Source organism: Bifidobacterium scaligerum, assembly GCF_002802865.1.
In the GTDB taxonomy this organism is placed as follows: Bacteria; Actinomycetota; Actinomycetes; order Actinomycetales; family Bifidobacteriaceae; genus Bifidobacterium; species Bifidobacterium scaligerum.
Map to the genome: position 1 here is coordinate 464,726 of NZ_PGLQ01000002.1, position 24,574 is coordinate 489,299.

22 protein-coding genes and 2 tRNA genes are annotated in these 24,574 nt (G+C 57.3%); 7 read left to right on the forward strand and 17 right to left on the reverse strand.

Annotation, left to right across the window (positions count from 1 at the left end):
- Nucleotides 1-72: 72 nt before the first annotated feature.
- Both CUU80_RS05035 and CUU80_RS05040 read right to left on the reverse strand, forming a co-directional pair.
- Nucleotides 73-1,296 (reverse strand): glycosyltransferase family 2 protein, encoded by a 1,224-nt coding sequence (locus CUU80_RS05035; RefSeq protein ID WP_100496249.1) that lies wholly within the window; start codon nucleotides 1,294-1,296, stop codon nucleotides 73-75.
- On the reverse strand, nucleotides 1,296-2,843 hold the full coding sequence (locus CUU80_RS05040) for an AI-2E family transporter (RefSeq protein WP_100496409.1): 1,548 nt from the start codon (nucleotides 2,841-2,843) through the stop codon (nucleotides 1,296-1,298). The genes CUU80_RS05035 and CUU80_RS05040 overlap by 1 nt, the downstream gene beginning before the upstream one ends.
- A gap of 251 nt (nucleotides 2,844-3,094) precedes the next feature.
- On the opposite strand from CUU80_RS05040, the gene CUU80_RS05045 reads away from it, so the two are divergent.
- Complete coding sequence (locus CUU80_RS05045; RefSeq protein WP_100496410.1) at nucleotides 3,095-4,021, forward strand: glycosyltransferase family 2 protein; 927 nt, start codon at nucleotides 3,095-3,097, stop codon at nucleotides 4,019-4,021.
- A gap of 202 nt (nucleotides 4,022-4,223) precedes the next feature.
- Here CUU80_RS05045 and fucO read toward each other — a convergent pair whose 3' ends face one another.
- The 3 genes from fucO to CUU80_RS05060 all read right to left on the reverse strand — a co-directional run bounded on the left by fucO (nucleotide 4,224) and on the right by CUU80_RS05060 (nucleotide 6,029).
- Nucleotides 4,224-5,375 (reverse strand): lactaldehyde reductase, encoded by a 1,152-nt coding sequence (gene fucO, locus CUU80_RS05050; protein ID WP_100496250.1) that lies wholly within the window; start codon nucleotides 5,373-5,375, stop codon nucleotides 4,224-4,226.
- A gap of 467 nt (nucleotides 5,376-5,842) precedes the next feature.
- Nucleotides 5,843-5,918 (reverse strand) — tRNA-Phe (locus CUU80_RS05055).
- Nucleotides 5,919-5,955: 37 nt separating this feature from the next.
- Nucleotides 5,956-6,029: transfer RNA gene (locus tag CUU80_RS05060), tRNA-Asp, on the reverse strand.
- 334 nt (nucleotides 6,030-6,363) lie between these two features.
- Between CUU80_RS05060 and CUU80_RS05065 the strand changes: the two genes are divergently transcribed.
- Complete coding sequence (locus tag CUU80_RS05065; protein WP_243388647.1) at nucleotides 6,364-7,314, forward strand: AzlC family ABC transporter permease; 951 nt, start codon at nucleotides 6,364-6,366, stop codon at nucleotides 7,312-7,314.
- Nucleotides 7,311-7,643, forward strand: a complete 333-nt coding sequence (locus CUU80_RS05070) for a branched-chain amino acid transporter permease (protein WP_100496251.1) — start codon at nucleotides 7,311-7,313, stop codon at nucleotides 7,641-7,643. Before CUU80_RS05065 ends, CUU80_RS05070 begins: the two co-directional genes overlap by 4 nt.
- Before the next feature lie 104 nt (nucleotides 7,644-7,747).
- Here the strand turns inward: CUU80_RS05070 and CUU80_RS05075 are convergent, their stop codons facing one another.
- From CUU80_RS05075 to CUU80_RS05085, 3 genes are all read right to left on the reverse strand, one after another.
- Complete coding sequence (locus CUU80_RS05075; RefSeq protein WP_100496252.1) at nucleotides 7,748-8,272, reverse strand: low molecular weight protein-tyrosine-phosphatase; 525 nt, start codon at nucleotides 8,270-8,272, stop codon at nucleotides 7,748-7,750.
- A gap of 81 nt (nucleotides 8,273-8,353) precedes the next feature.
- On the reverse strand, nucleotides 8,354-9,016 hold the full coding sequence (locus CUU80_RS05080; protein WP_100496253.1) for a dihydrofolate reductase: 663 nt from the start codon (nucleotides 9,014-9,016) through the stop codon (nucleotides 8,354-8,356).
- A 155-nt stretch (nucleotides 9,017-9,171) separates the two neighbouring features.
- Complete coding sequence (locus CUU80_RS05085) at nucleotides 9,172-9,972, reverse strand: thymidylate synthase (RefSeq protein ID WP_207760089.1); 801 nt, start codon at nucleotides 9,970-9,972, stop codon at nucleotides 9,172-9,174.
- A gap of 186 nt (nucleotides 9,973-10,158) precedes the next feature.
- Here CUU80_RS05085 and CUU80_RS05090 point away from each other — a divergent pair, with 186 nt between their 5' ends.
- Nucleotides 10,159-10,572 (forward strand): OsmC family protein, encoded by a 414-nt coding sequence (locus tag CUU80_RS05090; protein WP_100496254.1) that lies wholly within the window; start codon nucleotides 10,159-10,161, stop codon nucleotides 10,570-10,572.
- A gap of 126 nt (nucleotides 10,573-10,698) precedes the next feature.
- On the opposite strand, the gene CUU80_RS05095 is transcribed toward CUU80_RS05090, so the two are convergent.
- The 4 genes from CUU80_RS05095 to CUU80_RS05110 form a co-directional block, all read right to left on the reverse strand.
- Nucleotides 10,699-11,736: a universal stress protein gene (locus tag CUU80_RS05095; RefSeq protein WP_100496255.1), complete on the reverse strand. Its 1,038-nt coding sequence runs from the start codon at nucleotides 11,734-11,736 to the stop codon at nucleotides 10,699-10,701.
- A gap of 155 nt (nucleotides 11,737-11,891) precedes the next feature.
- Nucleotides 11,892-12,623, reverse strand: coding sequence for a C40 family peptidase (locus CUU80_RS05100; protein ID WP_100496256.1), 732 nt, complete (start codon nucleotides 12,621-12,623; stop codon nucleotides 11,892-11,894).
- A 199-nt stretch (nucleotides 12,624-12,822) separates the two neighbouring features.
- Nucleotides 12,823-13,593 (reverse strand): NlpC/P60 family protein, encoded by a 771-nt coding sequence (locus CUU80_RS05105; protein WP_100496257.1) that lies wholly within the window; start codon nucleotides 13,591-13,593, stop codon nucleotides 12,823-12,825.
- A gap of 191 nt (nucleotides 13,594-13,784) precedes the next feature.
- Nucleotides 13,785-14,747 carry a CHAP domain-containing protein gene (locus CUU80_RS05110; protein WP_100496258.1) on the reverse strand — a complete coding sequence of 321 codons (963 nt, stop codon included), beginning with the start codon at nucleotides 14,745-14,747 and terminating at the stop codon, nucleotides 13,785-13,787.
- A gap of 233 nt (nucleotides 14,748-14,980) precedes the next feature.
- Here CUU80_RS05110 and serC point away from each other — a divergent pair, with 233 nt between their 5' ends.
- Together serC and CUU80_RS05120 are read left to right on the forward strand one after the other, a co-directional pair.
- A complete protein-coding gene (gene serC, locus CUU80_RS05115) occupies nucleotides 14,981-16,123 on the forward strand; it encodes a phosphoserine transaminase (protein ID WP_100496259.1) in 1,143 nt (380 codons plus the stop codon).
- 134 nt (nucleotides 16,124-16,257) lie between these two features.
- On the forward strand, nucleotides 16,258-16,512 hold the full coding sequence (locus CUU80_RS05120) for a DUF2530 domain-containing protein (protein ID WP_100496260.1): 255 nt from the start codon (nucleotides 16,258-16,260) through the stop codon (nucleotides 16,510-16,512).
- 77 nt (nucleotides 16,513-16,589) lie between these two features.
- Here the strand turns inward: CUU80_RS05120 and CUU80_RS05125 are convergent, their stop codons facing one another.
- Nucleotides 16,590-17,783 carry a sensor histidine kinase gene (locus tag CUU80_RS05125; protein WP_100496413.1) on the reverse strand — a complete coding sequence of 398 codons (1,194 nt, stop codon included), beginning with the start codon at nucleotides 17,781-17,783 and terminating at the stop codon, nucleotides 16,590-16,592.
- Between the two features lie 192 nt (nucleotides 17,784-17,975).
- On the opposite strand from CUU80_RS05125, the gene phoU reads away from it, so the two are divergent.
- On the forward strand, nucleotides 17,976-18,650 hold the full coding sequence (gene phoU, locus CUU80_RS05130; protein WP_100496261.1) for a phosphate signaling complex protein PhoU: 675 nt from the start codon (nucleotides 17,976-17,978) through the stop codon (nucleotides 18,648-18,650).
- Between the two features lie 393 nt (nucleotides 18,651-19,043).
- On the opposite strand, the gene CUU80_RS05135 is transcribed toward phoU, so the two are convergent.
- From CUU80_RS05135 to lysS, 4 genes are all read right to left on the reverse strand, one after another.
- Nucleotides 19,044-19,784, reverse strand: coding sequence for a phosphoglyceromutase (locus tag CUU80_RS05135; RefSeq protein WP_100493512.1), 741 nt, complete (start codon nucleotides 19,782-19,784; stop codon nucleotides 19,044-19,046).
- Between the two features lie 195 nt (nucleotides 19,785-19,979).
- Nucleotides 19,980-20,948, reverse strand: coding sequence for a 1,4-dihydroxy-2-naphthoate octaprenyltransferase (menA, locus tag CUU80_RS05140; RefSeq protein ID WP_100496414.1), 969 nt, complete (start codon nucleotides 20,946-20,948; stop codon nucleotides 19,980-19,982).
- Nucleotides 20,949-21,187: 239 nt separating this feature from the next.
- Entirely contained in the window at nucleotides 21,188-22,411 is a 1,224-nt protein-coding gene (locus CUU80_RS05145; RefSeq protein WP_100496415.1) for an MFS transporter, read from the reverse strand.
- A gap of 384 nt (nucleotides 22,412-22,795) precedes the next feature.
- Nucleotides 22,796-24,475 (reverse strand): lysine--tRNA ligase, encoded by a 1,680-nt coding sequence (lysS, locus tag CUU80_RS05150; RefSeq protein WP_100496262.1) that lies wholly within the window; start codon nucleotides 24,473-24,475, stop codon nucleotides 22,796-22,798.
- Nucleotides 24,476-24,574: the final 99 nt, after the last annotated feature.

The window sequence follows — 24,574 nt, forward strand, 5'->3', positions numbered from 1 at the left end:
CCACCCTCGCTCGGCTACCGCCTCACTCAGGCTGAACCTACGGACAGTCCACTGGACTGTCCGCCTAACGGTTCAGCCCTTATGCGTAATGGGTTTCCATTGGGCTTTGGCGAAGATGGCTTGGAAGGAGATCGGCACGTAGCTGAGCATGTAGATCGGGAAGCTCAACACGTAGGCGAACAGTTCCTTATTGGTGGCACCGATCTGATCGCGTTCCACGATGATGGTCAGCGCAGCCAGAGCCATCAGACCCAGCACCGAAGTGACGATGCCACTGGACCATCCCGCCAACGACTGCACTTGACTTGCCCAGCTCACGAATCCGAACGCGGCGAACAACATGCCCAGCACCATGCGGATAATGCCCAGCACCGTGAACGGACACAGCATCAACGTGAAGTCAATGCAGGAGAAATCACGTTCACGAACCGCGCGCTTAAGCAACGCGGGACCGTAATAACGGAACACCTGCAGAAATCCCTTGCTCCAGCGCAATCTCTGACGCCAGCTCTGCGCGAACGTCACCGGCTGCTCGTCATACAGGATGGCGGTACCGCAATATCCCACGCGATCGCCATGCAGAATTGAATCCATCGTGAATTCGAGGTCTTCGGTAAGCAAATGGAATTTCCACCCCTTGTTACGCTTCATGACCTCGCGAGAGAACATGAATCCGGTGCCTCCCACGTGGCACGAGGAGCCGAGGATCATACGCGAGTTGGATAGGAACCTCGATTCACGAATGAACCACAGCGCCGAGCCGGAAGAAACCCAGTTGTCCGCCAGATTCACCGAATTGCGGTAGCTGGTCAGAATTCTGAACCCGGAGCAGAACGCCTTGTTCATCTCCTCGAAGTAATGCTTGTCCAGCTTGTTGTCCGCGTCGAATACAAAGTAGGCGTCATACCGGTCGGCCACACCGGTATCGAGCATATGCCCCAACAGATAGGTGAGCGCATACCCTTTACCGATCTGTTCGAGATTATGCCGTTCAAGCACATGGCATCCCCGCGCACGCACCACGTCAGCGGTATTGTCGGTGCAGTTATCGGCCACCAGCCAGATATCAATCAAATCGGCAGGATAAGTCTGGGCGTGAATCGAATCGATAAGATTGCCGATGACGTTCTCCTCGTTGCGGGCGGAGATCAACACGGCATAACGGTTCGTCATCGGCGCCTCGGGGAAACGCACCGGCTTGGCGAACAGGGACATCACGATGCACACGCCCTGATAGACGACGCCGGCACCGCCGACGATGACCAGCAGGATGTCAAGAACCGAGAGCAACGTCATCAGCGCCACCCCGCTCTCGGATTGTCGGACACCGAGGTAGGAGCGATGCGAGCGCTGGTTGCCGATGCGTCGTCATCATCATCGGCATCCCGCGTGTCCTGCACTCCCCTCAGCGCATTGATTCCCGTATTTCCGGCGCTTCCGGTACCGGAAGCATTGGCGGACAGCACATGCTGAGGAATCGCCACGGTTGCGGAATCATCAGCATCGGTCTCCCTGTGAGTTTCGGGAATGGCATACAACTGCTCCTGCAACAAGCGCAGCTCCTCATTCATCGGCACGCGGCTGGTCGTTCCCTTGGCCGCACGCGGCATATGCTCGCCGATAGGCTGCAGCACATGCTCGCCGAACGCTTCGGAAGCTTCCACAATCTTGGATTTCTTACCCGTAGGATCGTTCATCAGCGGCGAATCAACCAACTCATACCGTTTGGTGTACACACGGAAAATAGCCTGAATAGACGCCACCACCGGCAAGGCGAGGAACGCGCCCAAGGCACCGAACAGCGAGCCGAACGCCAACACCGCGAGGAATGCCACCGCAGCGTTGATATCCATGGTCCGCTGGGAAATCTTTGGCGAAAGAATCAGGTTCTCGATCTGCTGGTAGACGATGATGAACACCAACACGGCCACCGCATACATCCAGCCACGGCCACCCCAAGCGAACAGCACCGGCAACGCGCCGCCGATATAGGTACCCACCGTAGGAATGAACTGGGAGACAACGCCGCAGAACAACGCCAACGGCAGCCAGTAGGGCACTTGCAGCACTTCCAGGAAGATCGCGGTGCAAGCCGCGTTGATCAACGCCAAAATGGAGCGAGAGAACAGGAACGAGGATATCTGGCCTTGAGCCACGGTCCACACCAGCAGGAATCGGCGCTGCGTATTGGGCGCCAGCCACTGGCAGAAGGAACGCCGCAGTTTCGGACCGGCTGCGGAAATGTAGTACGTGGTCATTGCCACGGTCATCACGTTCAGCAGGAACGAGAACAGGCCTCCCACCGTGCTCATGGCGGTTCCGGCAAAATCCGTGACCCAAGAGGTTTGAATGTTATTGAAGATTTCCGTACCGAGGCTATTGATCTCGGGCAGCTGGAATGTGGCGTACTGATTGACGAGATCACGGATGTCGTCATACATGGCCGGCAATCCACGCACCATGGCGATCATCTGCTGGATGAACATGTTGCCGAACAACGTGAACAGCGCGCCGACGATCACTGCCAATCCCACCAAGGAGACCATCGAGGCAACGCCACGTTTCCAACCATGTTCAACCAGCTTGACCACCAACGGTTCGACGGCGAGCGCCAAGAACAGCGAGATGATGATGTCCAGCACCAGATAGGAGATGTCGCCCCATGAACGCCAGCAGAAGGTGAACGCCACAATGGCGATGGCCACATACAGCAGGGCGCGGCTGAACCATTCGGGAGGTCTGCGCGGGTCGCCTTTGGCTGGAAACAGGGTGCCGAAATCGATGCGGTTCTCATCCGATGTATCGTCTTGCCCGTAGCCGGCCGAGCCGCCTGTCATGCCCATGGCATTAATGGCTGCGGTTCCGCCGGACAGTCCCCCATGCATTCCTTCGGTATCTGCCGGTGCCGCAGTGTCCAAGGTGCCGAAATCCGTGGTAGTGGCAGTATTGAAATCAGCTGCTCCGGAGTCGATTGTTGTTCGCGCGCGTTCGCTCATGGCTCACCATTGTAGCGAGGCCGCTGAAGCTCATGCGGATTCGGCTATGCTCGCGGCATATATCCGCCGAGTACACCCGCATGCCTATTCTTATGGGTATGCTCACCGTTTCGATTATCATCCCGGCATGGAACGAGGCCGAACGTATTCGCGACTGTCTGCTGAACACCATTCGTCAGACTGTCATGCCACATGAGATTCTGGTGGTGGACAATCGTTCGACCGACAACACCTGCGCCATTGTCGAGCAATTCATTGTGGAACATCCCGAAGCTCCGGTGCGTCTGCTGCATCAGAACGAGGAACAAGGGCTGATTCCCACTCGCAATTATGGCTTGAACGCCGCAACCGGCGATATTCTGGGCCGTTTTGATGCCGACTGCATGATTCGCCCTGATTGGGTGGAAGTGGTTTCCGGCATCTTCACTGAGGATTCCGCAGCGATGGGTGCCACCGGACCGGTGATGTACTACGACATGCCTTCCCGTCACTTCGGTTTGAAGGGCGACAATTCCCTGCGCAAACGTATCTATAAGGCGGATGGCGGCCAGCCGCTGCTGTTCGGCTCGAATATGGCGCTGCGCGCCTCGGCATGGCGTCAGATTGCGAACGAGGTGTGCCGAGACAAAGCCGACGTGATGCATGAAGATATCGACATCTCGCTGCATCTGATGGGCAAAGGCTTGAAAACCGTGTATTCGCCCCGCATGATCGCCGCGATGAGCGCTCGACGCATGGATACTTCACTCAGCTCGTTCCTGAACTATATGCGTCGCTTCAAGAACACGTTCAACGCTCATCCGCAGCATAAGCGCAAGCATAAGCCGGAGATTCTGTTCACCGCCATGTATCCGGCCATGCACCTGTTCTATCCGGTGTGGCAGAAAGTGCTGAACTCAGCGGATATCAATCCTGCTGAAGCCGCTTGGATCAACGAACAGATGGAGTTGGCCGAGGCACAGGGCAAAAAACTGTATGACGAGACACCCACGGACGAGGAATACGACGAGAAGCACGAGAAATAAGCGTTCCTCTTCCCGCTTTTCATTCTCATCCCCATCTCTTCCCCTCCTCACATTGGTATCTACCATCGCGCGGTAGATCATCCATCATGTGGTCATACAAAATGGCTCTATTCCGCAGAAAGTACGGAATAGAGCCATTCTTATTTACTACACGGCGAGATGTTCACCACACCGTGAGAACAACTCGCTCAGAGAGATGAGATCACATCAGGCTCTCGTAGATGGCGAGAATGTCCTCCTCGGTGGCCTTACGCGGGTTGCCCGGGGTGCACACGTCGTTGAAGGCGTCGTGGGCCAGCGGAGCAAGGTCGGCTTCGGTGGCACCCACCTCGGAGATGGTGGTTGGGTTCTTCAGGTCCACGGTCAGCTTGTGGACGGCCTGCACGGCCTCCTCACGAACCTTCTCAAGGTCACCCGTGTAGGCGTCCTCAACACCGAAGGCATCGGCGATGTCACGGTACTTCTCACCGGTGAAGTCCTTGTTGTATTCCATAACCGGGGCCAGCAGGATACCGTTGGCAACGCCATGGGCCACGCCCAGACGGCCGCCCAGCGGGTGAGCCATACCGTGCACCAGGCCGAGGCCGACGTTGGAGTAGGCCATACCGGTGATGTAGGAGGCGTACGCCATCTGCTCGCCGGCCGGAATGTCACCGTCTGCAGACTTGGCCAGGTTCTTGGCAATCATGCGGATGGTCTGCATGGACAGGCAGTCAGACAGGCTCCACGCGCCCGGGGTGATGTAACCCTCGATGGCGTGGGTCAGGGCGTCCAGACCGGTGGCCACCTTCAGACCGCGCGGCATGGAGTCGGTCAGATCAGGATCGACGAAGGCGACGATCGGAATGTCATGCGGATCGACGGCCACGAACTTACGCTTGTTGGCGGTATCGGTAATCACATAGTTGATGGTGGTCTCGGATGCGGTACCTGCCGTGGTCGGCACGCCGAAGATCGGAACGGACGGGTTCTTGGTGTCTGCGACGCCCTCCAGGGAGAGCACGTCAGAGAACTCCGGGTTAGCGGTGATGATGCCGATGCCCTTGCAGGTATCCTGCGGAGAGCCGCCGCCCAGACCGATCAGGAAGTCGGCGCCGGAGGCAGCGAACTTCTCGACGCCGTCCTTGATGCACTCAACCGGCGGGTTCGGCTTGACGTTGGAGAAGACCTCGTATGGCAGACCGGCTTCGTCCAGCACCTTGGTGACCTTCTCAGCGGTGCCGGTTTCCAACAGCACCGGATCGGTGACGATGAAGGCCTTGGTGAAGCCGTGCTGCTTGGCGACAGCAGGAATTTCCTTGATAGCGCCACGGCCGAAGTATGCGGTCTGATTGAAAATCATGCGATAAACCATAGATGCTCTCCTTTTGAGCTCGTACCGTATCGGTATCCTTATGCCAACCGTTCATCCGTTGAACGGCCCAACGATTCACCAGTGTACCCCTGTTGTGAACGTTAACCTGAAAACACGCTGGAAGAATAACCTAAATTAAGTCATTCATTGAACTATGTCAGAGCAACCCGCGACTACGGAGGGAGGTCGTCACTGACATGTTATCGTCAAGTCACCACCCGCATAGGTCAACTACATACCAAGTCTCAAGGCATTGAATTGCCGACAAACATATCGGATGATGGGCTTACGCCAAGCCAGTGAAACACTGCGGTGACGCACCCGAATAAGATCCGCGTTTCTTTACTTAACCCCGCTTTGCTATTGAATGTGCAGAGTAAATGCAGAATCAGGCGTAAATGCAGACTAGTTCGCAGATATGCAAAAACCCCGCAGACCTTGGAATCATTGGTCTACGAGGTTTCTCATGGTGGCTCCGAACGGCGTCGATCCGTTGACCTAGCGATTTTCAGTCGCTCGCTCTACCAACTGAGCTACAGAGCCAGTGAACAGTAATCCCTTGCGAAATATACCATTCCAGCGACCCCGGCCGGACTTGAACCGGTGACCTCCGCCGTGACAGGGCGGCGCTCTAACCAACTGAGCTACGGGGCCGTGTGTTTCTCACTTGCGTGAGGCAACAGATGTATATATTACTCAATGCCATCGATTACGCAAATTACGGCGTGTCCATTGATTTTCCAACCTTTTCACCACCTTAGCTCTCCCCTAATCGAGACCATACCGCCATCATCATTTCATGAATCCCATCAATCCATATCGGTTATTGCCCTGGCATCCACGCTCTGCGATGTTGTGACTGCGCGGTACCGTATATCCGTTTGCGCCACGCTCGATACGTAGCCTTACCGGTGCCGGCCGATTCGGACATACATCGGAAAAGCATATCGAGCCGTGAACGGTAATGACGTACGGAAGGGAGATACGCATGGTGACGGGCCAGTCCCCAATCGACCAGTCAGGACGCACCCTGACCGGAAATCCGGTTCCCGATTCTCCAACCCACGCCGCTGACAGACGGATCGTTGCTGATACCTATGCCATCCCAAACGCGCCAAGTACCGCAGACGGCGGCCGCAGCACCGTACATCAATCGCATTCCGTCTGCTGGGCCGCGCTCAAGGCTGCTTTCCCCCTCACCATCCCCATCTGCCTTGGATTCCTGTTCCTCGGGGCCTCGTACGGCATTCTCATGGGAACCAAAGGATTCTCATTCATCTGGCCCATGTGCATGAGCGCCTTCATCTTCGCCGGCTCTATGGAATTCGTCACCGTGAATCTCCTGCTGTCCGCGTTCAATCCCGTCGCCGCGTTCCTGCTCGCTTTGATGGTCAATGCGCGTCATCTTTTTTACGGCCTGTCCATGCTGAAATCATTCAAAGGCCTTGGCTGGAAGCGTCCTTACCTGATTTTCGGCATGTGCGACGAAACCTTCGCCATCAATTCCACCGCCAAGATTCCCCAGGACATCGATCGAGGATGGTTCTATTGGTGGGTCACCGCGTGCAATCAAAGCTATTGGGTGGTCGGCGCTACAGTGGGCGGTCTGATCGGATCGCATCTGCCCTTCAACACGGATGGTTTGGAATTCGTGTTGACAGCGCTGTTTCTGGTCATTTTCCTCGATCAATGGCTCAGCAATGCTCATCGCGAGCATCTGGCGGCTATGATCGGCGTACTGTCTTCGCTGGCATGTCTGGTGATCTTTGGTGCAGATGATTTCATGATTCCGTCAATGGCCGTGATGCTGGTGGCGTTCATCGTACTTCGTCCTCATTTGGACATATTGAAGCCCAATACCGAAAGTGCAGCCAACGATGATGCCGTGAGCTCTTCTGACAACAACGAGATCAAGAATGAGAAGGAGACGAAGGCATGACCATGACGATATGGCAAGGCGTGATCACCATCGTGGCGGTGGTGATCGGCACCATGTTGACTCGTTTCCTTCCGTTCATCGTGTTTCCGGAATCCAAGCAGCCTCCACGCATCGTGGAATATCTCGGTGCCGTACTTCCCTATGCCATGACCGGTCTTCTAGTGGTCTATGCGCTGCGCAATACACCGATCACCACCGGATCGCATGGCGTGCCGGAGCTGGCCGCTTGTGCGGTACTCGTCGCACTGCACTGCTGGAAACGGAATATGCTCCTGTCGATTGCCGGCGGCACCATCGTCTATATGCTGCTGGTGCAACTGGTGTTCTGATCGGGGTTTGCACCTTCTGCACACACAAACAGATTCAAACCGAATACGACAAAGACCGGGCTTCTTGGAAACCCGGTCTTTGTCGTTGATATGCTATTCGCGTCTCAGTCCTGAAGCTGCTGTTCAACCCAGTCGACGATATATGGCGCGACTTCCTCGATCTGGTCGATAGCCACTTCGAACTCATGCTGGCCGCCGTACCATGGATCAACCAGATCGATCTGGCTCTCACGACCGGGCTTCGGCTTGGGCAGGTTCGGGTCGAAGCTACGATACATATGCACCTCGGCTCGCTTACCTGCAGGCAGCATGCGAAGCAACGCATGCATATGCGAGGCCGTCATCGGCAGGAACAGGTCGGTACGCTCGATTTCGTCACGCGAGATGCGGTGCGCGAAGTGATCGCGCGGGATCTCATCGCCATAGCCGCGTTCACGCAGCACACGCACGGCACGCGGGTCGATCGGATGGCTCCATTCTTCGTCGGAGACGCCACTGGACTCCACCTGCACACGGTTCTCCAGACCACGTTCGTTGAAGAAGTGGCGCAGGATGATCTCGCCCATAGGAGAACGGCAGATGTTGCCGGTGCAGACGGTCATTACGGTGTAGGGCTTGGTGGTACTCATATCGCCTTTCATCGATGTTGGCAGAACGTTGCTGTATCGGACGTTATGGAACGGACAACGGACGCTATGCGAGGTACCGCGTCACTTGGTCTTGGTCAGTAGCACGAATCGGTACGAATCGATGCCGCTCTTCGGATTGGCTGGTGTATGCCAAGCACCGACTTCGCTCTCCTGCCACAAACCGGATTCGACCAGTGCGTGCATATCCGGGGCATAGGTGTCGGCTTCAACGTTTGCGGCCAGCATCGTCACATACGCTTTGTCGGCGAAAGGCAGTGCTTCAGCGAACAGCTGGGCACCACCGATAATCCAGATCTCCGACCGGTCAAGGCCATCGTCCGGAATTGCTTCCTGACGAGCCAGATCAAGCGCGTCTTCAAGACTGGTCACCACTGTGGCTCCCGGAGCCCGATACATCGGATCATGCGAGACCACGATGTTGTCGCGGTTGGGCAGCGGACGGTACTTCATGTCCAGCGATTCCCACGTCTTGCGACCCATGATAACCGGATGCGAGACCGTGAGTTCCTTGAAATGCTTCATGTCTTCGGACAGATGCCAAGGCATACCGCCCTTAAGGCCGATGGCACCGGCGCGACCTTCCTTGTCGCGGGCTTCGGCCCAAATGAGATTCACCGAGAACGTCTTGGGGAAATCGTCACCCCAGTCCTCTTCGGTAACTTCAAGCCCGGCAGTCCCGGGCTCGGGTTCGTGATAGCCGCTACGGCTACTGTCATGCTCCATTTCGCTTACTCCTCCTGGATTTGCGGAACTGCACTTAGTGTAGTGGGTATGTCAGACGGCCGAGCCGTATAGCGGACAGTCCAGTGGACTGTCCGTAGGCGAGGTGAGGTCCCACACCACAAGTGGGACCGAAGGTTGCCGTTTGACGCGCAGCCTCAGACGGCAACAGGAGCCTTGATGGTGGGGTGATGCTGATACCCGACGATGGTGAAGTCATCGTATTGATAGTCGAACAGGGAATCGGCCTTACGGATGTCGATCGTCGGGTACGGATACGGGTCACGGGAAAGCTGTTCCAACACCTGATCGATGTGGTTGTCATAGACATGGCAGTCGCCGCCGGTCCATACGAACTCACCGGGCTGAAGACCGGCCTGCTGCGCCATCATCAACGTCAGCAGTGAATAGGAGGCGATATTGAACGGCACACCGAGGAACATGTCGCAGGAGCGCTGATACAGCTGGCAGCTTAACCGTCCGTCCGCCACATAGAACTGGAACAGAGCGTGGCATGGAGGCAGGGCCATCTGTTCCACCTCAGCCGGATTCCAAGCGGAAACGATCATGCGGCGTGAATCGGGGTGGTGTTTGATCAGATCCATCACATTGGCGATCTGGTCGATGGTGCGATTGGGATCTTCGGGGGTCGGCGCCGGCCACGAGCGCCACTGCACGCCGTACACCGGGCCAAGGTCACCGTTCTCATCTGCCCATTCATCCCAGATATGCACGTTATGTTCCTGTAGCCAGCGCACGTTGGACGAGCCTTTGAGGAACCAAAGCAGTTCGTAGGCCAATCCTTTGAAGAACACGGTTTTGGTGGTCAACAGCGGGAAGTATTCGGACAAGTCAAAGCGGATCTGCTGGCCGAACAGGGAAATGGTGCCGGTTCCGGTGCGATCGGACTTCAACGTGCCTTCGGTCAGGATTTTTCTGACCAAATCCTCGTAGGGCATCGGAATGGTCGTGTCCGGACGGGCCGGGATGCGAGTACGGATGTCAGCGAGTTGTTCTTCAGTCAAAGCCATGGGCACCATGGTGCGGCAGGGGCTCGACCGACGAACATACAGCTCCAAGCGGAACATGCTGGGGCATAATGGAGAAGTCAACACACGCCATGAGATGCCATAAGGAGGCACATTATGGGTAAGCGACTGTGGGTCGAGCGCAATAAGGACGGTTCGTGGGATGCGTTCAGCGATGACGGCGCTCATATCAAGTTCGGTAAGGATCGCGGTCAGTTTACGCCCGGCGATCTGATGAAGGTCGCTCTGGCAGGTTGTGCGGCGCTGTCCAGCCAATTCGCCATCGAGCACACTTTAGGCGAAGGAAAGGGCGCCAAGATCGTGGTGGATGGCTCCTACGATCCCGAAACCGACGCCTATACCGGCTTTGAGGAGCAGGTCGTGGTGGACGCCTCTGCCGCCGGTCTTTCGGATGAGGATGCGGAAAAGCTCAAGGAACGTGTTACGCGCCACATCGAGAAGGGCTGCACGGTGAAGCACACCTACGTGCAGGAGACCCCGGTCCGTATGAATGTGACTATCAAGCACTGATGTTGGACTCACGAGAAAAAGCTGCACTGACGGTTGCTCAGTGCAGCTTTTTCTCGAAATAAACCTGTTGCCCGAGATTTTTCCGCGCTGAGAAGAGGTCAGTGCGGGAAATTCTCGGGCATAGTCTTACTGGCGGTCGGGATCTATGGTCTTCTCGATCTCCTTGGCGACTTCCGGCTCGGCTTTATCCACCGGAATCTCCTCAACGCCGGCGATGTCCTCCAACGACTTGGTAGGCACTTCGGCCGGCGAGCTCGGCACGGTATCCAGACGGGATTCCGCAGCCTCAACATACTTGCGCGGCACCACATACACTGGGCCAACTGCATGCTGCAGCAGCCCCTGGCTGGTGGAGCCGAGCAGCAGGCCGGTGAAGCCGCCACGGCCACGAGAGCCGACGACTACGACATCATGATCGTAGCTGGCCTTAGTCAGTGCGTTCACAGCCGGACCAGACACGATACGCTTGTTGATCTTCAGGTTTGGATGCGATTCCTGCAATGGCTTGATGCGAACTTCCAGATCATCCTCATAGGACTTCATCACATCGTCTTCGCCATCCACGCCTTTCAGGTTCGGCACGGCGGAAAGCACGTCAAGTTCGGCATCCCAGCAGGCGGCAAAATCGGCGGCGATGTCCAGAGCCTTCAGACCCCACTTGGATTCGTCGGATCCGACGGCCACCTTGGTGATGGTGTTGTTCAAGTGCATCAGGTTACCATCATCATCGGTGTACGGCACCACCACGATCGGGCAGTATGCATAGGCAGGCAACGACGAGGACGTGGTGCCAAGCAACCGTTCGGCCAAACCGCCCTTACCACGGTTGCCGATGACGATCAGATTGTAATTGCGAGACAATTCGACGAACACCGATGCCGGATCACCGGTAACGATCAATGTGGCAGCTTCGACGCCCTGCTCATCAGCGATGGCCTTGGCCTTCGACAGAATCTCCTGGGCATCGGAATGCGCTGCGTTGTCATCCCCCATAGCGGTGTAGGTGGCATCGAACGAGACGGCTGCGTAGCTTGGCAGGGAATACGCGCAGACAATCTGCAGCGTGAGCCCGGCATGCTTCGCATAATTCGCGGCCCACCATGTTGCTTTATAACTGGCATGCGACCCGTCAACGCCGACGAGAATGGCCTTGTCGTTAATCATGACGACCTCCTTTGCAATTATCGCGGATACTTCCGCGCACGTTCCACAATACCCCGCGACACTCGGATATTTAGGTAGCACCAACGCGAAAATATGAAAAACGCGCCCCGAAGGACGCGTTTATCATATGCAAATCGTATATGCCGTTGGCTGAATTACATCACACGACGAATGGAATAGGCATTGCCTCCGAAGACGGACAGATCCGTGATCTGCGTGCCTTGATACGGGTTCAAGGCGTTGATGACCTGACCATTGCCAATGTAAATGGCGGCATGAATGCCGTTGGCGAGAATATCGCCCGGCTGAGCTTCGGCGATGCTGCCCACAGGGGTGCCGACAGTGGCCTGAGCACCAGAGGAGCGCGGCAACGAGATACCGAACTGAGCGAACACATACTGCACGAAGCCGGAGCAATCCCATCCGGAAGGAGTGTTGCCAGCAGCAACATACGGCGAGCCTTGGAACTGGGTGGCGTATTTGGCGAGCTCGGCACCGGAGCCGGTCATCTTGCCCAGATCGACCTGCGGAATGGCGGTACGCTGCTCGGAACGGCTGGCGGCTTCTTCAGCCGCGGTCTGAGCTGCGGCAGCCTCATCAGCTGCCTTCTGAGCCGCTTCCAGAGCAGCCTGCTTTTCGGCCGGGGACTCGGTCTGCGGCACATCAAGATTTTCGAGGCCACCCCAGTTGGAACCGTCATCAGTTGAGGTGGACGTGGATTCCGCGAGAAGATTCGTCTGGGAGGAACCGGCCTTCGGGAAGGAACGGGAAGACACCACCGTACCGCTCTGCGCAGAATCAGCGAAAGCGGCAGGAGCAACACATACACACATGGCACCGGCAGCCACTACAGCGGCCGATGTGGAAACGATCTGCTTAATATTCATCAAGACAGCACAGTAACACGGCAGGGGTATTTTCAGTGGCGAATGATCATCACAATGCCTGCGATGAGACCTATATCACAGCGAACATCGCGCGTACGAGAGCATAGAAACGACGACTGCACGAACGCGATATGCCTGTGCAACGGGGTGCAAATAACGCGAATAACCACGGATAATCAGGAAAACCGCGGATAACCGTTTACGGAATGCGGACCACGACGGTGATCTTTTCGGTCATCGCGGTAGCGAGGGCCACACTGTATCCGTTCCAACCGCCATGAACGGCCATTCCGTTGCCGACATACAGCGCCACATGATCATAATGGGCGCCACCGTTGTATCCACCGGTGTTCGCGTAGATAAGGATATCGCCCGGCTGAAGCGTACCGTCGGTGACCACCTGACCGCCGGGAACATTGACGTATTCCTCAGGCCAACCATGGAAATTGATGCCGCGGGCCGCAAGCGCCTGCGTAACCAGCGCGGTGCAATCCATGCTTTGACCGATCAGCGAATACGCGCGATCAATCGAAGCGGCGGCACCGGCGGTCACGGAGCCCGAGGCGTCGGCATAAGTGATGCTGGATCGAGAGGCACTACGGCTCGCAGCCTCAGAGCTTGCGGCCTCGGATTGAGCCTGCGTCTGAGCCTTGGCTTCCGCCTCAGCCTGGGCAGCCGCAGCCTCTTCAGCGGCCTTCTTGGCGGCAGCCGCCTCTTTCTCCGCCTGGGATTCGGTCTGAGGCACGTTCAGGTCTTCGAGGCCACCCCAGTCAGCATCGTCGTTCACATCCGTAGACACAGCTTCAGCGGTGAGATTCTTATACGCCTTGGTGTACGAGGGGAAAGACCTCGTCGAGGTGATGGTGCCCTCCTGCTCGGTCGAGGCAATGGCAGCAGGAGCAAACGCGAAGAAGCACATGGAGGCGGCAAGCACCGCAACACAGGAAGAAGCTACGGATTTGGTCTTCATAGAACTCACACCATACACGCCACACGTTAATTCGGCTTATGCGAAAGCTGCGAAACATGCTGGGGTCACTCGCATAAGACGGCGTGTCGTATTGCGGAACCGCAGAAAACCGTCCTCTAGCACACTGGCTTCAACGAGGTGGCATTGCAATGACGGTAATTAGCGCCAATCAGTGATCAGTGATATATCGATCAGAAATGCACGTACTGCAACTGACCGGCATCGGCAGCACTTAGGGTACGAGAAGAAATCACGCCGAGACCCTTCACATTGGATTCGGAAATCTCCACCGAACCGTCGGCATTGATTTTCTCCACTACGGCCACATGGCCATATGTCGCATCGGCATTCATCTGACCGGGAGTGAACACCACGGCATCACCAACGTGACGCGCCGTATTGTCCACCCAGTATCCCAGTGCAGCAGCAGAGGCAGCCCACTGACCACCATTACCGAAATTACCGCTGGTAGGTAGGCCCAACTCGGTTCGACGCAGATATGCATACCACGTGCACTGGCCCCAAGGATAGTTGTTGCCCGAGGTGCCAACCTCATGGTTGGCATTGAATCCGGCAGGCACGGCTGCACCATCCGCATCCAACAGTGCGGACACCACAGGATTGTTCGCCGTGTTACGGTTCATCAACTTGGCATCCAGAGAGGTATCGGAGTTGCTCAAGCCCCAGCCACCCTCGTTGGACTGACCAGTAGCGGCAGTAGTGGAAGAGGCTAGATCCTCTCGGGCCTCGGCGCGGGAAGCCGTGGACACATCGCTCACACGCTTGATCTGCGTGGTTGTAGTGGCCGGATCAGCCACAAAAGTATTGGTATTGTCATCGTTGTTACCGGCAAAGGCGACGACACCGGCTGCAGTGCCCACCAAAGCCGCCAGCGAGGCAGAAGCAAGAATATGGCTACGACGTTCGGCGGCGCGGGCAGCCTGACGAATGGAACGACGAGTCTGCGGGGCGATCTCGTTGATCTTCTCGGCGATGGCCGGATCAAGTCCCAACATAGCGGCATCGGCACCAGCGGACTGCGCTGCGCGCACGGCACGGATGGAATGGGAACCCTTGCCGGAGGAGAACAGCGCTTTCGCTAAGCTGAACTGCTGGCGCGAAACCTTGGTCGCTTTATGCGAAGCATGCTTCATAACTACTGATTACTCCTTGGATGGGCTCAGACAGCTCTCGGTATCTCATTTCCGGGAACCTCACATTACCGTCACAATGTTGTACTCTACAACGTACACACGTCAAGCACCACCCCGCCCATGAATCGCCCGGGCGTGTCAAACGATTTACGTCCTGCTCTATCCGACTCCGTTCGCCTAACAATCGAGCACATTCGAGCCGTATTCCGTCTCACAGACTACCCTTGGAGGCCATGACTACAACATTGCGCATTCCTGAATCCCTGAAGCCTGAGGACGGGCGCTTCGGCTCCGGCCCCAGCAAAATCCGTCCTGAACAGATCGCCGCAATTGACGCCGGTGCCACCACTCTGATGGGCACCTCGCATCGACAAGCTCCTATCAAACAGGTGGTGGGCTCGATTCGCGACGGTCTGCGAGAGTTCTTCCACCTGCCTGACGGCTATGAGGTGGCATTGGGCAACGGCGGTGCCAGCGCCTTCTGGGAGGTGGCTTGCGCCTCGTTGATCGCAAGACGAGCCGCCTTCGGCACCTACGGCTCTTTCAGCGCCAAATTTGCCGCATCCGCAGCAAACGCCCCCTTCCTGGAAACCCCGGTGATCTTCAAGGGCGAGCCGGGAACATTCCGTCTGCCTGAATTCACTGAGGATGTGGACACTTACTGCTGGGCTCATAACGAAACTTCCACCGGAGTCGCTGCGCCTATTCATCGCGTACCGGGCAGCCGCGAGGCAGGTGCCCTGACCGTGATCGACGGCACCAGTGCAGCCGGCGCATTGCCGATCGACATTGCTGAAACCGACGCCTACTACTTCTCCCCGCAGAAAGCTTTCGGATCCGACGGAGGTCTGTGGGTGGCGGTTCTCTCCCCTGCCGCCATCGAGCGCGCAGCCAGAGTGGAATCCAACGCGCATCTGGAAGGAGCCCGCCGCTGGGTGCCGCCTTTCCTGTCGCTGATCGAAGCGCTGAACAATTCCCGCAAGGATCAGACGCTCAACACCCCAGCTCTGGCCACGCTGATCATGATGGAGAACCAGATCCGTTGGCTCAATGGCAACGGCGGTCTCGCCTGGGCCAGCGCACGCTGCGCCAAGTCCGCATCCATCCTGTACTCGTGGGCAGAACGCAGCGAGTACGCCACGCCATTCGTCACTCAGGAAGATGCGCGATCCACCGCCGTCGTCACCATTGATCTGGACGAGCAGGTCCAGGCAAGCCAAGTGCTCGCCATACTGCGCGAGAACGGCATCGTGGACGCCGCCGGATACCGCAAGCTGGGTCGCAACCAGCTGAGAGTCGGCGTATTCCCATCCGTCGAGCCATCGGATGTCATCGCGTTCACCAAGTGCGTCGATTACGTGGTTGAGCACCTGTGATTCTGGGCTCGGCGTACGCCGAATCCCAACGAATTGCGATCATGCCCTTTGCCGGTGCCGAGTCATAGACAAACTGAGGTAAGTCTTAGGTCTCGGATCTGCAGAGGGCATACCTATTACTAGAGTGCGTAGATATGAAATTCGCGCCCATCATCGACCCAGCCGTCCGTAAGCCAGCGCCCAAGCCGGTGCGGGTGGATTTACGTAAGGTATTCGGCATCGGTACCGCGTTATGGGCAATGGCATTGGTGGCGGCGCTTATCGTAACGTTATTCGACGATCGTGCGGAATCCATGGTCATCATGTGTGCGTCCGGTGTGATCATCGGTCTGCTGATGTTGGTCTGGGAACATTTCGACCGGTGGGATTACCGGCGTCTGGGCCAGTAGAGCCGTAACGAAAACAAGCTCCAGCAGAGCCTCAGGCGAAGGCTCAGCAGTCTCAACATGCGCCGGCCCATCGGGCGTCAGCGGGCCACTGGCAGCATCAGGCTAAACGTGCTGCCTTGGCCGGGCACGCTCCACACAGTGACGTCGCCATGATGCGTCAGTGCCACATGCTTGACGATGGCGAGGCCCAACCCCACCCCGTCTCGCGTACGTTCGCTCTGTTCGGCTCCCCGATAGAATCGTTCGAAGATACGCCCCTGATCGCGTTTGTCAATGCCCACGCCTTGATCAACCACACGAATCACCACCTGCGTGCCGTCGGTGCTGCGCGACGCCGACACACTGACCACGCCTCCCTCTTTGGAATACCCGATGGCATTCTCGACGAGTTTGGTGAGTGCGCTGTCGATCTGGTCCTTGTCACCATTGATCACCAGATCGGCGTCTCCCTTGATGTTCAAGCGGACTCCATCTCGTTCCGCTTGCGGCTGCAAACGCTCAGCTACGGCCCTCACCTGGTCCATGACGTTCAACCGGTTCGCCGAAGACGGCGTAATCGGCTCCTGTGCACGAATCAACAGCAACAGGTCTGCAACCATATGGTTGAGCTTGTTACAGCTGGAACGCACCAGACGTGCGTCTTCGGTGACATGCTCACGATCGATTTCCTCAGATTCCAACGAATCGGCAAGCTTCGCCAATGCGGTAGTAGGTTCGAGCAGCTGTTCGGATACATTGGTAATAAAGGAATCGCGAATCTGCGCGAAACGAATCACCTCACTGACATCGGTGACCAGTACGACGACAAAACGTTCATTAATGCGTCCCACAGTGACCTTCAGCCAATTCGGCCGACGCACCGAACGCGTGTCCACATGATCGCCGCGGTCACGAGCATTGGCATAACGTTCCGGAGTCTCAGTGGTCAGGTCAAACTGGTGCCGTCCTCCTGCCCGCCGTGCCTCATGCACGGTAGTGAGCACCTGCTGCTGCACGATGGCATCATCTGACACCAGCCCCAATTGGTAAGCCTGAGGACTGCAGCGGACCACTTCATCGTTCGCGTCCACCACAATCGAAGTGCCCGGCAACAGCGATAGCAACGTAGTCGTTTCATCCGAAAGATCATCGGCGCTATCACTATCCGCCGCAGCACTGTGAATCCGAATCCGATGTGTGGCCAATCCTACAGCCATCACCACAATCAGCGCCACGAGCACCACCACGGCAACGACAAACGCAATCAACCAAGGCATCCGCATCACAGTCATAACGTCCATTCTTCCACATCGTGCATCGGCCATATAGCAAAACGGCACGCCGCGAACATGAATATCAGGTGAACAACCCAATGAACAATGAAACAACATGAGGTTGCGATTGGATGCGTGGAGATGCGCCGGGAGAACAGGAATAATACACTGGTATAGGTTGCAATACCGAAAGCATGAAAGGCTAGAGAAATGCGCGTTATTTTCAACGAGGAGATGAAGCAGGTAGCTGACGACCTCGACCACATGGCGCAGGATGTGCGTAAGGCGATCAACGGCGCCGGCGAAGCCCTGTTGAAGCAGGATGTCGAAGCCGCACAGACCGTTATCGACGGCGACATTGAAATCGACGCCCTGGAATCATCCATTATTGACCAGTGCGTCCACCTGCTGGCTAAGCAGACTCCGGTGGCCACCGACCTGCGCGTGGTGGTCTCTACCCTGCGTCTGGCTTCCACCTTCGAGCGTATGGGCGATTTGGCCCGTCATGTGGCTGAGGGTGCCCGTCGCACCTACCCGGCCTCTCCCCTGCCGGAATCCGCTCAGCCCGTGTTCGCCGAAATGATCGACTTCCTGAGCAACACGGCCGATCAGATGGTGGGTATGCTCGCCGATCGTGATGCCAAGACCGCCGAGCATGTGATTCTTGATGACGACAAGCTCGATGCACTGCATCATCAGACCTTCGAGCTGGCCCTCGCCGACGATATCACCCGTCAACAGACCGTGGATATCGTGCTGTTGGGCCGCTTCCTGGAGCGTCTCGGCGATCATGCCGTATCCGCCGCACGACGCGTGGTGTACATCGTCTCCGGCTTCGATCCGTCCAAGAAGCCGACGAGGGACGAAGGCACCGACATCGACTGATCGATAATTCAAGACCTATCCCCTAGGGGATGCACGAAAACGGCGTTCCGGTTACGACTGGGCGCCGTTTTTCTTTTTGCTTTCCGTACAGTGCCTGAGCACAACATTCATGATTCCGCGATTTTTTATTATTGTGCGCAAGCTTCATGAGCGCCCAGATGTATCAATAAGAACAAAATGGCTTATTTCCAACGATTCCAATCGCACTTCAATACACACGATATTCATTATTGAAGCTTTTCGCAGTTTTGTGCGCGCACAAACCCTTACTATTCCCTCAAAGAGGCAATTTGTGCGCAACATACGGCTCGCTGATACGCAGCTGCACACGAAAAAAGGGACTGCACATGATTTTGTGCAGTCCCTTGATGTCTTAAGCGCTAGCGCTTCAGATCACTTCTGACCCTGAGCGGCGACGGCGGCGGCACCGGCAGCAGCAGCTTCCGGATCCAGGTACTCGCCACGCGGCTTGATCGGCTTGAAGTTCTCGTCCAGCTCGTACAGCAGCGGGATAGCGGTCGGGATGTTGACCTTGGCGATCTCTTCCTCGGACAGGTTATCCAGCATCTTGACGATGGCGCGCAGGCTGTTGCCGTGAGCGGCGATCAGGACGGTCTTGCCAGCCTTCAGCTCCGGCTCAATCGCGGACTTGAAGTACGGCTCAACGCGCTTGACCACATCAGCCAGGCACTCAGCTTCCGGAACCGGGTCGCCCACGTAACGCGGATCGTGGTTCTGGGCGTACTCATCGTTCGGATCGATCTCGGGCGGCGGGGTGGCGTAGGAACGACGCCACAGCATGAACTTCTCATCGCCGTACTCTTCGCGGATCTCAGTCTTGTTCTTGCCCTGCAGAGCGCCGTAGTGACGCTCGTTGAGACGCCAGTTGCGCTCAACCGGAATCCACAGACGGTCTGCGGCATCCAGCGCAATGTTGGCGGTGTTGATGGCGCGACGCAGCAGGGAGGTGAACACGATATCCGGAAGGACGTTCTTCTCCTTGAGCAGCTCGCCACCGCGCTTGGCTTCGGCTTCACCCTGTTCGGTCAGCGGAACGTCGACCCAGCCGGTGAACTGGTTGGTTTTATTCCATGCGCTCTGTCCATGACGGAGCAGTACTAGTTTGTAAGACATACGGCCAGTCTACCGCCCGAATAGCCCAAACACGAGCATTCGTCTTGTCCACTGTGCACTTTTCGCGCGAATATTACGTAAACTCCCCCAAATACATGCCCCCTCCCGCACTTTTCGCGCGAATAATGCGTAGACCTCCCAAATACATGTCCGATCCCACACTTTTCGTGCGAATCGGATGCTGAGATTGGATATTCAAAGAACGGCGGCAACACCTACGGCTATGGCGAACAGCAGAGTCTGGCAACCGGCGGCGCCCAGCGCTGCGCGAAATTGGTGCCTGTATATGCTGAGCAACAGGCGAACGGATACCACTATGCCGGCGAACGGCAATATGCCGCCCCACGGCATCCATAGGGTCACGCAGACATACAGACCAAGCAGCCACGCAGCCACCAAGCAAGCGATGAACAGCATGACAGCACGGCGCTCCCCCAGCCGTACAGCCAGCGTGTATTTGCCATGCTGCTGATCCTCGGCTATGTCACGCAAATTGTTGACCATGAGCAGCATCGCGGCGTTCAGTCCGCAACAAACGGCTCCGCACACACCCAGCGCATCAACACTGCCGGTGAGCGCGTATTCGGTACCGAGCACTGCGGCGAGTCCGAAAAACAGGAACACGCCGACTTCACCGAAGCCGGCATATCCGTACGGGTGCTTGCCACCGGTATAGAACCATCCGGCGATCAGGCTCGCCGCGCCGACCGCGAACAGCCACCATCCTTGTGCGATAAGAATCGCTGCGACACCGGCGGCGCACGCGATTGCCGCAGCGATCACGGCGGCGGCCAATACATACTTGGCCGGAACACCGGATGCGACCAGACGTTGTGGTTTGTTGGCAATCGCCGACGCTTCATCCGTATCACGTCCCTCGTCAGTGCCGCGAATACCATCGGAATAATCATTGGCATAGTTGACGGCGATCTGCAGGAAGAGCGCGACGATCACACACAGAACGGCAACCGGCCAGAATCGATTTGTCAAGTCAGCCTGCAACGCTCGGCGCTCCAAGCATGCGGCCGGCACCGGATATATCTCGATACAGGTACCGAGCTGTTCGATACGCCGGACGGCCAGCGCCGCACCTACCAATACCGGCGCAATTGAGGCGGGCAAGGTTTTCGGGCGCAACCCGGTGAGCCATAAACGCAGATTCATGATTTCCACAGTAACCTTCACAGCGGCCCATCGTATGGACATCCATGGCATAACAACAACTCCCCGCAACGAACAACGAGGGTCGCCACGGGGAGCAGGTTCATAGGTTCATAGATTCATAGATTCATAGGTTCATAGATTGCAGGGGTGTATAGTCGGCGCTTTACCAGCACGACGCTGCCGAGAGTATTACTCCCGTGCAGCGCACAGATCATGCACCGTCAAATCCTCTCAGGCTCTCAGCGGGTAGAGCCGTAGGACTTGAAGAAGACGCTGAGCAACGCCACATAAGCCACACCGACGGTCATGACGAGAATGGCGCCAAGCTGCATGCCCATCGCATCGGAAGCCAGTCCCATCAGCGGCGGGAAGATCGCGCCACCGATCAGACCGATCATCATCAGGCCGGAAACCTCGTTCTGGCGCTCCGGCAAGTGCAGCAGACCGGTGGTGAGCATAATCGAGAACACGTTCGCGTTGCCCATGCCCACGAAAGCGAGGCCGGCATATGCCAGCCACACCGGCATGCCATCGAATCCGGCGAACAGGATAAAGCACACCGAGGAAAGCACCATAAGCGCGCCGCAACCGCGAAGAATCTGCTTACGAGTGAACCGCTGCAGCAGTACGGACCCGGACAGGCAGCTCAGGGTGCGGAATGCGAAATAGACGCTGGTGGCACCGCCAGCGACTTCAATGCCCATGGACGAATGCTCCATCAGGATCTTCGGCGCGGTGGCGTTGATGCCGACGTCTACGCCCACGTGGCACACGATGCCGAGGAAGCATAGCAGAATCACCGGGTTCTTGAGCAGCGCGAAGCAGCCGAGCACACTGGTCTTGCCGGAATCAGGAGCGTTCTCCTTGATATCGTCGAAGGCAAGCATGATGAACGCGAGAATCGCACATACCAGATAGATCGGGTACAACAGCCACCATTTGCCAAACGTGGTGGCGGCCCAACCGGCGATCAGCGGGGCGATGAACGAGGCGATGGCCTTGACGAACTGGCCGAAGGTGAGCATGCCGGCAAGTTTTTCGTCATGCGCCAGGTTGCCGACAAGCGGGTTGAGGGAGACCTGCATGAACGTATTGCCGATGCCCAACAGGCAGAACGAGGCGACGACGAAGACAAGCTGAACGGTTGCGGCCGGGATGAGATAGCCGACGATCGGCAGCAGACAGCCAAGCGCGGTGATCGCAATGGCAACGAGCACGGTCATACGGCGGCCGATACGGTTCATGAGCATGCCGGCCGGCACGGAGAGCACCAAGAACCAGAAGAAGGTCATGGTGGTGAAGATGTTGCTCACCGAGTCAGACAGCCCGAAGTCCGACTGCACGTAATTGGAAGCGGTGCCTACAAGGTCCACGAAGCCCATCACGAAGAAGGACATCATGACCGGCACGAGGACGGCGAAGGGGGCGCTGCCGAGTTTGTCGGCCTGAGCGTTCTGTGTCATCTCGTTCTGAGATGAGGCAGGCTTGAGGGTCATCGTTACTCCGATCTTGCTCTCTGGTTGCCAGGTACGCAAAAAAAGAACGACCTATCGACGAGTCGTTCTGCGGTCGGTAACGCCTCCGGAAAAACGGAGTAACGCCCTTTCTTTAACAAATCAATGATGGTAACGCCCTCTGTCGTCGCGACACGCGCGGCCACGAACCATGCCGACTGCCGCCGACTGCCTCGGCGCATGTTTCTTCAGAATAGATTTCACTTTTTAAGAGGATGCCAGAAGGACGTCAATACATGCAAAAAGGGCTCTACCATACGGCAGAACCCTTTGCGGACCTTGACTAAATCCGAAACCTCGCCAGAATCAGAAGGATCAGGAACAAAGCCCCATTCAGTTCAACGGCTTGACCAGCGGGAAGGTGATGGTCTCGCGGATCGTGGCACCGGTCAGCGCGATAAGCAGTCGATCAATGCCCATGCCCATGCCGCCGGCCGGTGGCATACCTACGCCGAGTGCCTCCAGGAAGTCCTCATCAATGTCGCAGGCCTCCTCGTCGCCCGCCAGCGCATCCTTGGCCTGAGCCACGAAGCGCTCACGCTGCACAACCGGATCGTTGAGCTCGGAGTAGCCGGTGGCCAGCTCGAAGCCGCGCACATAGAGATCCCACTTCTCCACCACGCCCGGCTTGTTGCGGTGGCCCTTGACCAAGGGGGAGGTTTCGACCGGGAAGTCGCGCACGAAGGTCGGCTCGTAGAGCTTGTCTTCATAGAAGTGCTCCCACAGGTGCTCGACGAGCTTGCCGTGGTTCTCCACATCGTCGCGTTCCACACCGAGCTTGTCGGCGATGGCGCCCAAGTGCTCCACAGAGGTGCCGGGATGCTCGGGGCCACCGTTCGGCACGATCTCCTCGCCAAGCGCCTCAGAGAGGGAGTCGTACATGCTGATCGTGCGCCATTCGCCACCGAAGTCGTATTCGGTGCCGTCCAGCAGCGTGACTTTATGAGAGCCGTACACGTCCATGGCGGTCTTCTGCACCAGCTCCTTGACCAGCTGGCCAATGGAATCGTAAGTGCCATACGCCTGATAGGCTTCGACCATCGTGAACTCGGGGGCATGCGTGGCGTCGACACCCTCGTTGCGGAAATCACGGTTGATCTCGAACACACGGTCGATGCCGCCGACCAGGCAACGCTTGAGGAACAGCTCGGGAGCGATACGCAGGTAGAGATCCAGATCGAAGGCGTTCATATGCGTGGTGAACGGACGGGCCGCCGCACCACCGTGCAGGGTCTGCAACATCGGAGTTTCGACCTCAAGGAAGCCGTGATCATCGAAAGTGCGACGCAGGGAAGCCACGGCCTTGGAACGGTTGCGCACCATGTTGCGGATCTTCTCGTCCGCAATCATACCGATGTACGGCTTGCGGGTACGAGTATCCTCGTTCAGGTCCTTATGCAGGGCCGGCAGCGGCTGCAATGCCTTGGACGCTATGGCCCACTCGGTAGCGAACACGGACAGCTCGCCGGTCTTGGAAGCGATCACACGACCCTTGAGATACAGATGGTCGCCAAGGTCCACCAGCTGCTTGAACTGCTTCAGGGAATCAGCGCCGATCTCCTTCTTGGAAATCATGCCCTGAATCTTGGTGCCGTCGCCAGCGGACAACTGCACGAAGCACAGGCCGCCAGCGTTGCGCAGGAACAGAACACGGCCGGCGATGCCGACCATATCTTCGGTTTCCTGACCGGCTTCGAGCTTGCCATCGTACTTGGCGCGCACCTCCTCGATGGTGCTGGTGACGTCCAAATGCACCGGGTAAGGGGCAATGCCGGCGTTCAGCATCATAGCGCGCTTGGCCACACGCATCTGCACCTGCTCGGGGTGCGCCAACGGACCGAATTCCTTATTGCTCGGGTCCACGGCCTCGTCCAGCGTGGCGCCAGCCTTGATCTTCTCGGTAATGGTGGCGTCCTGCTTGAGCAGCATTTCCGCACGCTCAACGGTGCTCATCTGCGGGACGGCCGGGGTTTCGTTCTCGGTATTCTCAGTATTTTCAACAACTTCAGCCATGGTTCTTCAGTGTACGCAAGACCGGCGAATTCTCTATGCAGCCAATACGACAAGCCAATATCGATACGCCGCACCCGCCGCACTGGACTTAATCGCCGA

What these genes read in the sequence shown, in the direction of transcription:
- CUU80_RS05035 (WP_100496249.1), bottom strand. Translation starts at nt 1,296, where the DNA reads ATGACGTTGCTCTCGGTTCTTGACATCCTGCTGGTCATCGTCGGCGGT.
- CUU80_RS05040 (WP_100496409.1), bottom strand. Translation starts at nt 2,843, where the DNA reads ATGGGCATGACAGGCGGCTCGGCCGGCTACGGGCAAGACGATACATCG.
- CUU80_RS05045 (WP_100496410.1), top strand. Translation starts at nt 3,095, where the DNA reads ATGCTCACCGTTTCGATTATCATCCCGGCATGGAACGAGGCCGAACGT.
- fucO (WP_100496250.1), bottom strand. Translation starts at nt 5,375, where the DNA reads ATGGTTTATCGCATGATTTTCAATCAGACCGCATACTTCGGCCGTGGC.
- CUU80_RS05065 (WP_243388647.1), top strand. Translation starts at nt 6,364, where the DNA reads ATGGTGACGGGCCAGTCCCCAATCGACCAGTCAGGACGCACCCTGACC.
- CUU80_RS05070 (WP_100496251.1), top strand. Translation starts at nt 7,311, where the DNA reads ATGACCATGACGATATGGCAAGGCGTGATCACCATCGTGGCGGTGGTG.
- CUU80_RS05075 (WP_100496252.1), bottom strand. Translation starts at nt 8,272, where the DNA reads ATGAGTACCACCAAGCCCTACACCGTAATGACCGTCTGCACCGGCAAC.
- CUU80_RS05080 (WP_100496253.1), bottom strand. Translation starts at nt 9,016, where the DNA reads ATGGAGCATGACAGTAGCCGTAGCGGCTATCACGAACCCGAGCCCGGG.
- CUU80_RS05085 (WP_207760089.1), bottom strand. Translation starts at nt 9,972, where the DNA reads ATGCCCTACGAGGATTTGGTCAGAAAAATCCTGACCGAAGGCACGTTG.
- CUU80_RS05090 (WP_100496254.1), top strand. Translation starts at nt 10,159, where the DNA reads ATGGGTAAGCGACTGTGGGTCGAGCGCAATAAGGACGGTTCGTGGGAT.
- CUU80_RS05095 (WP_100496255.1), bottom strand. Translation starts at nt 11,736, where the DNA reads ATGATTAACGACAAGGCCATTCTCGTCGGCGTTGACGGGTCGCATGCC.
- CUU80_RS05100 (WP_100496256.1), bottom strand. Translation starts at nt 12,623, where the DNA reads ATGAATATTAAGCAGATCGTTTCCACATCGGCCGCTGTAGTGGCTGCC.
- CUU80_RS05105 (WP_100496257.1), bottom strand. Translation starts at nt 13,593, where the DNA reads ATGAAGACCAAATCCGTAGCTTCTTCCTGTGTTGCGGTGCTTGCCGCC.
- CUU80_RS05110 (WP_100496258.1), bottom strand. Translation starts at nt 14,747, where the DNA reads ATGAAGCATGCTTCGCATAAAGCGACCAAGGTTTCGCGCCAGCAGTTC.
- serC (WP_100496259.1), top strand. Translation starts at nt 14,981, where the DNA reads ATGACTACAACATTGCGCATTCCTGAATCCCTGAAGCCTGAGGACGGG.
- CUU80_RS05120 (WP_100496260.1), top strand. Translation starts at nt 16,258, where the DNA reads ATGAAATTCGCGCCCATCATCGACCCAGCCGTCCGTAAGCCAGCGCCC.
- CUU80_RS05125 (WP_100496413.1), bottom strand. Translation starts at nt 17,783, where the DNA reads ATGACTGTGATGCGGATGCCTTGGTTGATTGCGTTTGTCGTTGCCGTG.
- phoU (WP_100496261.1), top strand. Translation starts at nt 17,976, where the DNA reads ATGCGCGTTATTTTCAACGAGGAGATGAAGCAGGTAGCTGACGACCTC.
- CUU80_RS05135 (WP_100493512.1), bottom strand. Translation starts at nt 19,784, where the DNA reads ATGTCTTACAAACTAGTACTGCTCCGTCATGGACAGAGCGCATGGAAT.
- menA (WP_100496414.1), bottom strand. Translation starts at nt 20,948, where the DNA reads ATGAATCTGCGTTTATGGCTCACCGGGTTGCGCCCGAAAACCTTGCCC.
- CUU80_RS05145 (WP_100496415.1), bottom strand. Translation starts at nt 22,411, where the DNA reads ATGACACAGAACGCTCAGGCCGACAAACTCGGCAGCGCCCCCTTCGCC.
- lysS (WP_100496262.1), bottom strand. Translation starts at nt 24,475, where the DNA reads ATGGCTGAAGTTGTTGAAAATACTGAGAATACCGAGAACGAAACCCCG.